The sequence below is a fragment of the Parendozoicomonas haliclonae genome, from assembly GCF_900174585.1.
Taxonomy (GTDB): domain Bacteria; phylum Pseudomonadota; class Gammaproteobacteria; order Pseudomonadales; family Endozoicomonadaceae; genus Sansalvadorimonas; species Sansalvadorimonas haliclonae.
In genome coordinates, this window is record NZ_FWPT01000002.1 from 174,244 (window position 1) to 185,541 (window position 11,298).

6 protein-coding genes are annotated in these 11,298 nt (G+C 50.2%); 3 read left to right on the plus strand and 3 right to left on the minus strand.

The features are described 5' to 3' along the window. Window positions 1–57 precede the first annotated feature (57 nt). The 3 genes from EHSB41UT_RS04110 to EHSB41UT_RS04120 all read right to left on the minus strand — a co-directional run bounded on the left by EHSB41UT_RS04110 (window position 58) and on the right by EHSB41UT_RS04120 (window position 8,123). Window positions 58–5,064 carry a hypothetical protein gene (locus tag EHSB41UT_RS04110; protein WP_165767144.1) on the minus strand — a complete coding sequence of 1,669 codons (5,007 nt, stop codon included), beginning with the start codon at window positions 5,062–5,064 and terminating at the stop codon, window positions 58–60. Between the two features lie 160 nt (window positions 5,065–5,224). Then, window positions 5,225–6,631: an L-serine ammonia-lyase gene (locus tag EHSB41UT_RS04115; protein ID WP_087107198.1), complete on the minus strand. Its 1,407-nt coding sequence runs from the start codon at window positions 6,629–6,631 to the stop codon at window positions 5,225–5,227. A gap of 220 nt (window positions 6,632–6,851) precedes the next feature. Next, window positions 6,852–8,123, minus strand: coding sequence for an SLC5/6 family protein (locus EHSB41UT_RS04120; protein ID WP_087107200.1), 1,272 nt, complete (start codon window positions 8,121–8,123; stop codon window positions 6,852–6,854). A gap of 512 nt (window positions 8,124–8,635) precedes the next feature. Here EHSB41UT_RS04120 and thiS point away from each other — a divergent pair. From thiS to thiH, 3 genes are read left to right on the plus strand one after another with little or no spacing between them, the layout of a single operon-like run. After that, window positions 8,636–8,836: a sulfur carrier protein ThiS gene (thiS, locus tag EHSB41UT_RS04125; RefSeq protein ID WP_087107202.1), complete on the plus strand. Its 201-nt coding sequence runs from the start codon at window positions 8,636–8,638 to the stop codon at window positions 8,834–8,836. A gap of 57 nt (window positions 8,837–8,893) precedes the next feature. Next, window positions 8,894–9,658 carry a thiazole synthase gene (locus tag EHSB41UT_RS04130; protein ID WP_087107204.1) on the plus strand — a complete coding sequence of 255 codons (765 nt, stop codon included), beginning with the start codon at window positions 8,894–8,896 and terminating at the stop codon, window positions 9,656–9,658. Continuing rightward, on the plus strand, window positions 9,658–10,803 hold the full coding sequence (thiH, locus tag EHSB41UT_RS04135; protein ID WP_087107206.1) for a 2-iminoacetate synthase ThiH: 1,146 nt from the start codon (window positions 9,658–9,660) through the stop codon (window positions 10,801–10,803). The genes EHSB41UT_RS04130 and thiH overlap by 1 nt, the downstream gene beginning before the upstream one ends. Window positions 10,804–11,298: the final 495 nt, after the last annotated feature.

An 11,298-nucleotide genomic window follows, 5' to 3' on the forward strand; every position in this document is an offset into this window, starting at 1 on the left:
TTTCCTTGTAGCCAGAAGGAAGAACCCGATCTGTTTGGGTTACTTCCCTCCAAACCGTTATTGATAAGTCTTGTTCATGCCATTGCTGATAGACCGAGCAGTCCCCTGCGGGTTTAATGGCGGTGGTTGTACCATAAGCCCACTGACTGGTTGTACTGCCGGTTGCATAGGCGGTGGCGACTGATACCCTGATGGAAGCGTAGGTGCCATGTTTCCTCCTCCCATCGGCATCATATTGGGCATCCCGCTCATATTCATCATGTTAGGAGGCACTCCCATCATATTGGGCATTCCCATCATATTGGGCATCCCACCCATACTCATCATGCCAGTCCCTCCCATCATGTTAGGCATCCCACCAGAGAACCCTCCCATACCAGGAAAGCCAGAAGGAGGTGTTGATGCCTGTGAGGACAGAGAAGTCATACTCACGGAAGGATCCACCGTTGTTCCTGCTGGTGAAAAACCGGTTTGTGAGCCAACCGATCCCTCAGAGGACACCACCGTATTCTCTGGTGATGTACTGCCACTATCCGTTTGGCTACCCACCTGGCCACCGGTATTGCCACGCATACTCTGCATTTGTTGTTGCTGCTGCCACATCTGATGCTGCCACATCTGCTGCTGCATCTGCTGCTGCATCTGCATCTGCATCTGCATCATATTTAGCATCATCTGTTGCTGTTGCATGCTTGTCTGATTCGGATCCACCCCACTCGCAAGAGAAGAGTTAGAAGCTGACGAAACTAATGGCCTCTGATATTTGGTTAAATCCTCATAGTCATCCTCTCTATTCCCTCCCCCAATACTGTTCGATCTCAGACTATTAGATCCTTCATAGTGCCCAGTTTTTAGTAGAGCTTGAGCCGTCTCATCGGGGGGAGGAGGTGGCAGAGGTACATGTCTTTTACCAACGGAACCGGAACCTGAACCAATGCTGCCTCCGTAAGTCATTGAGGTAGTCTCAGAACTCACCTGACTACCCAAGGAGTCCGGTGGTAAATCCACTAACATCTGATTTTTGCTCTCGACGCTTCCCACGGGTGAGTTTGGAGCATTGCTCGACCCTGGCGTTACCGCATTTGAGGAAGGGGTTGTATGCTGACTTCCTGAATGGCTGTTATGGGAGTTCTGCCGAGAGGTTCTTCTGCCAAAGGTGCCAAAGAGACCGCCTCCGGAAGAAGACGGCACATTCACAGGCTCACTGCTGGTAATGGACCTTGTGGGCGCCGCAACAGTGACATCTAGAACCCCTGCTGAGGCATATAATGCCTGTTCCGCATTCAGGTAAAACTTCCAGCGCTCATCCTTCTCCGTCTCCAACGGAACGGATTCCATGGCCACGAAACCTTCCCCTTTACTGACCGTCATTGCCTGACCGCTCTTTTGGGATCTGGAGTCACTAATCACTACCTTTAGAACTTCCTTGGCTCTCTTATGCTTATTGGGCCGAGTCACTGCAAGTTGAGAATATTTCCCCTTCATTTCAAACCCCTTGAAATCCGGACGTTTGGCATGCATCTGACTTAAGGCAGGGGAAACATCCCAGCGCTCGGTATCCATCTGATCCACCAACGCGGCCAAATCATTCTTTTGCTTTTCCAGGCTTCTCTGCGGCTTTATTTTGGTCTGCTGGGTCACCAGCCTTTGATAAAGCACCGTTACCTCACCCTTTTGTGTGCGTTGAGGCGTCACACTTTTACTCAGCGGCACCTTGAGCCTGGCTTTCTTGATGTCATTAGCAGGCTGGAGGTGAACGTGCCTCTTTGAATGATCAAAAGTGGAAAGCGTGCCATCATGACCTTCACTGGACTGCACCCTGAAACCAACAGCCGTTTGCACAGGCCGGAACGTCACGCTATCCACCAGCGAACTCTTATCGTCAACGCTTGTCTCTGAAACCACATCCATTCGCATTGTTGGTGTAGGTTTCGCCCCATTATCCATCCCGGGGTTAAGAAAGAAGTGGGCGTAGGCTCCTGCTCCGATCGCTTCAGAATGAACCAGATACTCACAATTAGGGCAACGGCCCACATAAGTGGCGACTTTCGGATGGAAACTCATAACATTCAGCTTGAATGAAAACTCCCCAGTCTCTTTACTAACCACACCATAAACAACACCCTCTCCGTTGAAATCTGCTGAGTGCTTTAAAACAGGTTGAACTTCCAGCTGATAATCCAGTTCTGGATGAGCATCTTCAAAGAGGTACTCATTAGCCCGTCCCACAGTCTTGGACAAATTCAACACATGGGACGATTCTCCCTGTAAAGTATTGCCTTGCCTGAGCACCAAACGATAATAAATATCCGCGGCTTCTGAGTGACCTGCCTCAAGATCTTTGTTAAAGGTCAGCAAAATTTTTCCATCGCCACGGATAACTTTTAATTTTACCGGTTGACCCAGAATTGATAATTCAACTTCATGGGAGCCTACTGGCATAGTTCTCCTATCTGTCCAGCCACTGATAGAGACTAGCGTGCTGCCCTGTTCATATGCCGAGAAAACACTGGCAACTGGCTGATCCAGAACCTCGTAGAAAACGGCATGATCCTGCTCAGGGTCGAGAAGATCCGGCAGATTGTCGTTATAAAAAACTTCTTTTTTCGTAGATCCCGTTACCTCATTTCCCGTCACATAGTGCTCATTGGTCGATTCCCGCTGATATGAAGTCGGCTTAACAGCTCTCAATGCCGATTCATGGCCTGATGTTAACGCCACCCTCATCACCTGATCCTTCACACCAGGCTTGATACTCAGATAGTGTTCCAATGACTCCCGGTGCTGGGAAGCAGGGAACTTGTTTCGTGGGCCAGGAGTCCATTGACTGGACAGGACTCCACTGGGTGTATACATCAGCGGGAGTGCCAGTGTCGCATCATTGACTCGTAGAAAACGATGATAACGACTGCCATCTCCGATGCGGTAGGATCCCAAATAGGGTGCATTGGTCATGGGTTGTGGGGAACTCTGAGCTGTTGGTGTCAACTGGATGGACGAATAGCCAATTGTCAGATCAATCTTATCGTCTTCATGCAGTGCCAATAGCTGGCTGTCCTCGGAGATATCTATATAGAGGTTGTTCCCGGAGCGGGATTTATGGAAAGGCTCGATCAGGCTAGGTCTGGATGCTAATGCCAGACTGCTGTGATTGTTACCCCGAAGCGCTACTGAAGCCAGAAGAACCGGTTCAATTTTCGTCGCTCCGGCAAAGCCTGTTTGCTGGGTTTGAAAATTGGACTGCTCACTCACCCGAAGCTTCATAACCTGGGCTGCATTTTTATAGCCTGGCACCCAGGATTTTTTCTTATCCTCCCGCTTAATAATCGTGTCATACCTGCCGCCCTGGATAAAAATACGCCCCAGTGCCCCCTCTGCAGGTTTGCTGAAAATAAACGGGATATTCGGTTCATTTTCCCGACGCATCAACTGCCTGCCAGACAAGGTATAACGCGATACATCAGTGATCTGAATTTCTTGTGCAGGTAGTCGCGAAGCTTCTGAGTCGAGCAGGTAAAAGGCTGAACTCTGAGATTCGACTTCCTTCCACATAAACTGCTGATCCGGCGTATGCACCAATTCAACCCCAAGGTGCGAACCCACCCGCTGATTCAGACGTGGCAAACGGATTTCTTTTGACGGCATTGCCGGCGCTATCAGTTTGTGGCCGTACTCATCTTTAAACCTCACAAAAGCACGAAAATCACCGGAGCTATTCGCGCTTACATAAACATCCTTATGGAGATTATCCCTGAAAAGAACCAGTTTCTGCGTGGAGGTATTCAGTGACGTTATCATGGCAGATGAGTCAGAAGGTTCATCAATACTAACAACCAGCACATCTGTTGTTTGCATCTCCCTCCCAATATCAAAACTCACGACTGGGCCGTTACCTTCCATAGCCTTATCAGAAAATTGCCTTCCTGCCCCACTCGAATTCTCTTCATTTAAAGTGGACAATTCAGACAGCGATCTCTCGGCGACCCTATCGACAGGCTCGATCTCCATTTCCAATGCGAGGTCGCCATCTGCCGAAGTAAACGTTTGGGAAAATAAGGTATCAACCTGAGCATCGCCATTGACCGGTAAAACCCGGTACAGTTCATCGGTTTTGAGTCTGGCAATAAACCAGGGAGAAGCTTGTTTCTCTACCTCCATAACCTGTGCTGGAGCTGGAACTGAAACCGGAACTGGAGCTGAAGAGGTCTTCACCTCCATATCATCATTAATCCCCTGGAGCTCAGATAGTGTAGGTTTTTTGACTGATGTCGGAGCAGGCTTACTAGGCACTTCTTTATTGCCATCGCCATCGCCGAGATTCATTGAAGCCAAATCCCCGACCAGTTTTGCCGTCGTGCCGGGGGGTAGCTTGAGCCCTCCTGTATTTTCTGCTCCCGATACCAGAGGATCCAGCTCAGAGATGTCCGACGAATCATTGTGCGTACTGGGCACCGGGCTGGGAACCTGAGAATCCATCACATTCCCACTTGTGGGGGGGTCTCCAACAGAGGATGGAGAGGTGAAATCAAGAAGGCTGTCTTCCCCCTCGTTGGAAGCGGGTATGTGAGCAATCGAATCATTTAAGGGAGTTATGGAAGAGACATTCGCAGGGAGTGGCTCATCCATCAACGTACCTGAAGTATCCTCCATGGTAACATCAGCCAGGAGCGGTACGTCACTATCAATACTTTCAACGACTTGAATAAACTGCCCATCGGGAATAGGCGGCAGCGTCTCAAACTCGCTGACAGAAGAAAAGCTAAGTGTCCATTGGTCCTTACCTTCCTGCCGGTTTCTAACCAGCTTCACTCTTCCTTTGCGTTTGTCTCCAACAGGAATCGCACCTTCCGTATAGAAAGTATCAATTTGATTTTGTTGATCCGTCAGGCTGTCTGAATTTCGATTTATTGAAAAGGTATAGACCTGTTTGCCAGAAGCCTTGGACGATGTCATCACTACACCTTGTCCATAAGCTGCGGGCATATTTAAGGATGCAAGAGCACCTAGCAGACTTCCCCCACAATACACGACCAAACTTGCCTTTAACTTCAAAGATAAAGACATATCCCCCATACCCCTTTATTCGTGGAAGGAGCAGTATAGAAAGGGATTGAGATTGCAAAAGTTTTTATTATGGCTCTATAGTTCCAGATTAAAATCTGGAATCAAAAAAATCCCGCGTTGTTTCCAACGCGGGATTCTTTATTCAAAAATAATCAGGGAATCAAGCCACACACTGCGGCTTGGCAAAGACTGCCAGACCACCGGTGGAGGTTTCACGATACTTGCTCTGCAGATCCAGACCTGTGCGGTACATGGTCTCAATACAGGAATCCAGAGACACTTCGTGGTTACCATCGCCACGCAGCGCCATACGGGTTGCCGTAATCGCCTTGATCGCCGCCATACCATTACGCTCGATGCATGGCACCTGAACCAGACCACCGATCGGGTCGCAGGTCATGCCCAGGTTGTGTTCCATACCGATCTCGGCCGCGTTCTCAACCTGATTGATGGAGCCGCCCATAACTGCTGCCAGTGCACCGGCCGCCATGGAACAGGCAGAACCCACTTCTGCCTGACAGCCTGCTTCCGCACCAGAGATAGTCGCGTTCATTTTGTACAGCATGCCGATCGCAGCAGCAGTGGCCAGGAAGTCACGCACACCCTGCTCGCTCACGTTGTTGGTGAAGCGGGTGTAGTAGGCCAGAACCGCAGGAATAATACCGGCTGCACCGTTAGTTGGAGCGGTGACCACACGACCGCCACAGGCATTCTCTTCATTCACGGCCATGGCGAACAGAGTGACCCAGTCCATAATCGCGAAGTGATCTTTCAGCATCGCTTCCGGACTGCCCAGCAGCTGCTTGTACATGGTGGAAGCGCGACGCTTCATGTTGGAAACCGGCAGCAGACCTTCCATACGCAGACCACGGTCGATGCAGTTACGCATCACTTCCCAGATCGCGTCGATTTTGCCATTCACCTGTTCCATATCGCCATCAGCCAGTGCCTTCTCGTTGGCAAATACCAGTTCAGCGATAGTCAGGTTGTGCTGCTTGCACAGCTGCAGCAGTTCAGCAGCTGTCTTGAATTCGTAAGGTACAGTTGGTGCAGAAGAAACGGCTTCCAGCTTGCCGGCTTCAGCAGGGGCATTGAACTCGTCCGCACACACAACAAAACCACCACCGACAGACAGGTAAGTCTTGTAATAAACAACAATACCGTTCTGGTCAGCGGCATAGATACGCATGCCGTTTGGATGTTCCAGCTCTTCGCCGTAGTGGAAGATCATCTGGCTGTCATAGTCGAACGCGATTTCACGTTCGCCGGCCAGCATCATCACGCCTTTGTTGACGATGTCTTCAAACACCTGGTCAGCGGCATCCGGATCGATATTGTCCGGGCGGTAGCCAGCCAGACCCAGCAAAGCGGCCTTGTCGGTGCTGTGACCCTTACCCGTCAGTGCCAGAGAGCCATACAGGCCAACACGCACAGAGGTGATACTGTCGAGAATGCCCTTCTCGCGCAGATCATTCAGAAAGCGATGACCTGCCCACATTGGGCCTACGGTATGGGAGCTGGAAGGACCGATACCAATCTTGAAGATGTCAAAGATGCTGAGTGCCACTGTCGGCTGTTCCTGTAAAAGACGAATGAAGACGTTGACTGTCTGTCGATAAACTCAATATGTCTTCTGGTTAACTTTTTTATTTTTTCTTATTTGTACCAGAGCTATCTGTTTCAAACAATTGTGACAGCATTAATTGGTTAAAAAATAGTGAGGGAGCGCAAGGCTCCCTCTTAAATCGAAACGCTGTTGTGATTAGCCGTTTATAACCGCGGGCCGCTTACAGCAGCTGGGAAGCGATAAAGCCAGTGATGGCAACCACACCCATGATCACGGTAAAGATGTTCCAGGCAGATTCGTACTTCTTCATGGAAGGAATCTTCTTCACTGCGTATACCGGCATGATGAACAGGATCATGGCCAGGATTGGAGCAACCAGAGATTCGATCATGCCCATTACGGATACGTTCGCGTAAGCCACAGCCCAGACAGTCAGAGTGATGAACACGATGATGCCACGGTCAACCAGCTTCATGTTTACCGGACGGCCTTCACGCTTGGCCTTGTTCACGATCATGCCCTGCAGACCTTCACGGGTACCCATGTAGTGACCGAAGAAGGAGGAACCAATCGCTACTATCGCAACAATCTGAGCCAACCAGCCGAAGATGGCACTGTCAGTGTTCTGAGCGAAGTAGGACATGATGGACAGGTTCGCAGCCTTGGCTTCCAGCAGCTGAGCTGGAGACAGGGTCAGTACACAGGAGTAAACGAACAGCATGGTGAAACCAACCAGCATGAACGCAGTACGCTTCAGGGTCTTGTTGGTCGCTGCTTCAGCGTTGTCGCCTTCGTCCTTACGGTAAGCCGTTGCGAAGGAAGAAACCGCTGGAGAGTGGTTGAACGCGAATACCAGAACCGGAATGGTCAGGAACACAGTCTTCACAAAATCAGCAACAGAAACAGATGCTTCAAACTGGGCAGTGTTCCACTGTGGGATCAGGTACAGGGAGGTACCGAACAGTACCACCAGCAGTGGGTATACCAGCGCGTTGGTGACTTTCAGAACCACTTTCTGACCACAGGTCATAACACCAACCAGACCGGCAACCAGTACAAAGCTCAGCAGTGCACGGTTAGGCGTTTCCATACCCAGCTGGTTAACCATCAGGGAGGAAATGGTGTTGGTGATACCGATGCCGTAGATCATCAGGATCGGGTAGATAGAAGCGAAGTAACCCAGGGTAATCAGAGAACCAGCCTTAGGACCGAAGTGCTCAGCTACAGTTTCGGTGATGTCAGAGTCAGCCTTCTTGGAAGACAGACAGAAACGGGTCAGACCACGGTGAGCCAGGAAGGTCATCGGGCCGATCAGGATAGTCATCAGGATCAGAGGCCAGATACCGCCAAGACCAGCGTTAATAGGCAAGAACAGAACACCGGCACCGATCGCGGTACCGAAAAGGGTCAGCATCCATTCTGTGTCACGCTTGGTCCAGCTTTTAGCTTTCGCATCAACAGATGCAGCGGTATGAGTTGTGCCCTGGGCCATGAAAACTCCAATGTGTTTCAAAGAGTGCAGGTAATTGGCTTACGGTTAAGGGGATATGAGGGGGCTCCCCTTTGAGGGCGCAAACTTTACAAACCTTACAAATCAAAAACATTGATCTGTGCCGTACTTATTTGCTTAAAAAATGCCCAAAACACGCACAAAATATGAACAAATCGAATGCTTAATAGGCAACTTGAGCTCGCCCAATGCGGCAATGACTCGACAGCAGGAATAAAAAAGAGAGAAAACGCGAGAGTGACAGGGAAAGTCACAAAAGGAAGTTATGATCTGCGGTGCGCCCCCCGCACCACAGATCACACACACTGAAGTTGAGGCGGATTTTAACCATCCACTTACCGCTGTCAACAATATTTGAATTTTATTAAATTATTTCAATATTTGTTGAATATGGAACTTTGGGTCACCGAAACCGCCCCTTCCCAAGACTGCGGCAGCCACCTACAATCGGCAAAAAATTGTAGATAATACAGTTACCGTCCAACGGGTTTCTCATGCATATCTCTGTGAACAACAAGCCTTACGAACTGCCTGCCGAACTCTCACTGGCGGAGTTGCTGGCGCATATGGAGATCCCTGCCAAAGGGACAGCCATCGCCCGCAATCAACAGGTGGTTCCACAATCCCAGTGGCCACAAAGCCAACTGTGCGAAGGCGATGCCATTATGATTATCCGGGCGACTGCCGGTGGCTGAACAGTTAATCAACCGCTCTAAAAACAACACCCATTTTCAACAGGACTCCCTCATCCCATGTTGACCATTGCCAACCAGACTTTTCATTCACGCCTGTTTCTCGGCACCGGTAAGTTCAGCAGCCGTCAGGTTATGGCTGATGCGGTCAAAGCCTCCGGGACCGAGCTGGTCACCATGGCACTCAAGCGTGTCGATGTGCACGCCAGTGATGACGATATCCTTGCTCCATTGCTGGAATGTGGCGTTAACCTGCTGCCCAACACCTCCGGCGCCCGCACCGCAGAAGAAGCCATCTTTGCCGCACAACTGGCTCGGGAAGCTCTCGGCACTTCCTTTTTGAAACTGGAGATTCATCCCGATCCGCGTTATCTCATGCCGGATCCGATTGAAACGCTTAAGGCCGCTGAAGAGCTGGTTAAGCAGGGCTTCCATGTGCTGCCATATATCCATGCTGACCCGGTGATCTGCAAGCGCCTGGAAGATGTTGGCTGTGCGGCCGTTATGCCGCTGGCGTCGCCTATCGGCAGTAACCTGGGTCTGCGCACTAAAGACTTTATTCAGATTATTATTGAAGGCAGCAATGTCCCGGTGGTGGTGGATGCCGGTATTGGTAGCCCTTCTGATGCCGCTGAAGCGATGGAAATGGGCGCTGACGCTGTGTTGGTCAATACCGCCATTGCTGTCGCCGGTAATCCGGTGGTGATGGCTGACGCTTTCCGCATGGCAGTGACAGCGGGTCGCATGGCCTATGAATCCGGCCTTGGCGGACGCCAACTTAAAGCAGAAGCCAGCAGTCCGCTGACCGCCTTTCTGGAGTCATGATGTCGTCAGCCCAAGCCCAACATAATTTCAGCGATACGCTGCCTTCCCTGAACTGGGATGATGCCCGTATGCGGGCTCACAGTTATACGGAAGCTGACGTTCATATTGCCCTGACTAAAGCCCGTAAGACGCCCGATGACTTCCTGGCTTTAATCTCCCCGTCCGCCGAACCATTTCTTGAACAGATGGCTGCGGAGAGCCTGCGCCTGACCCGCAAACGATTCGGAAATACCATCCAGCTCTATCTGCCGCTTTATCTTTCCAACAAGTGTCACAACATCTGTACCTATTGTGGTTTCAGTCTGGAAAACCCGATTCGCCGGGAAACCCTGACCACCGAACAGCTGGACAAAGAGATTGCCGCAATCAAACGCATGGGCTTTGAACATATCCTGTTGGTAACGGGTGAAGCTCCCGGCACTGTCGGCATGAAGTACTTCCGGGAAGTGATTCCGTATATCAAACAGCACTTTGCCCACGTCAGTATCGAAGTGCAGCCTCTTGATGAAGATGAGTATGCCGAGCTGATTAGCCTTGGGCTGGATGCAGTGATGATCTACCAGGAGACCTATCACCGCAGTGCTTACGGCGATTACCACAAGCGGGGCAGCAAAAGTAATTTTGTCTACCGCCTTGATACTCCTGATCGTCTCGGTCGGGCCGGCATCCGGAAAATAGGCGTGGCCGCCCTGCTTGGCCTTGAAGATTGGCGGGCAGACAGTTACATGACGGCGTGTCATCTGGACTACCTGCAAAAGACGTATTGGAAAACCCGCTACTCGGTTTCCTTCCCGCGTATCCGTCCCTGTGAAGGTGACTTTCAGCCACGTTCTCCAGTCAGTGACCGGCAGCTGCTTCAGCTTATCTGTGCCTGGCGTCTGGTATTTCCAGAGGTGGAACTCAGTCTCTCGACCCGGGAATCAGAACTATTCCGCAACAATGTTGCCAAACTGGGCATTACCAGCATGACGGCAGCATCCAGCACTATGCCCGGCGGTTACGCCGAACGGGAAAACCATGAAGAGAAGCAGGCACTGGAACAGTTCAGCATCGATGATGACCGTTCTCCAGCAGCAATTGCGGAGATGTTAAAAGCGCAAGGGCTGGAACCGGTATGGCGGGATAAGGAATTAACAGGAAGGTAAATAAAAAAAACCATGGTCTGAGGTTCTGCAGGTTCTCTCACCTCCTGCGTCAGACCATGGTTTGAAGACCCGAGGGGGATAAGTTCGGGTTGCCTTATTGCCAGTTAAACCACTACAACAGCAAAAATCGGGGTCACAACACTTGGGGCTGAATCTTCAAGCTACTTTTCAGGAAATCTCCAGGAAAGTTCTTAAGAAGGCCGCGTCAAAATGTCATGGTGCTATTTAAACGCAGTGTTGTCTTACAAGTGTGACAACGGCAACGAAATTTGTCGCAAGATGTCTCAGCCGATTAACCGAGTGTTACGATCATTAAAGACCGCAGTTTTTCGCTCTGTTTGTTATTAACAAAACCAAAAATTGCGCTTCAAAATTTAAAATAAACGACAATCATCAAACATTAAAAAGCAAACTGAAAAATAAAAAACGTTTCATTATGGACGTCTGTGTTTGCTTTGTTTTGACTCATCCAGCCCTTGATTCAAATCAATTTTT

What these genes read in the sequence shown, in the direction of transcription:
- EHSB41UT_RS04120 (WP_087107200.1), bottom strand. Translation starts at nt 8,123, where the DNA reads ATGGCCCAGGGCACAACTCATACCGCTGCATCTGTTGATGCGAAAGCT.
- EHSB41UT_RS04110 (WP_165767144.1), bottom strand. Translation starts at nt 5,064, where the DNA reads ATGTCTTTATCTTTGAAGTTAAAGGCAAGTTTGGTCGTGTATTGTGGG.
- thiS (WP_087107202.1), top strand. Translation starts at nt 8,636, where the DNA reads ATGCATATCTCTGTGAACAACAAGCCTTACGAACTGCCTGCCGAACTC.
- thiH (WP_087107206.1), top strand. Translation starts at nt 9,658, where the DNA reads ATGTCGTCAGCCCAAGCCCAACATAATTTCAGCGATACGCTGCCTTCC.
- EHSB41UT_RS04130 (WP_087107204.1), top strand. Translation starts at nt 8,894, where the DNA reads ATGTTGACCATTGCCAACCAGACTTTTCATTCACGCCTGTTTCTCGGC.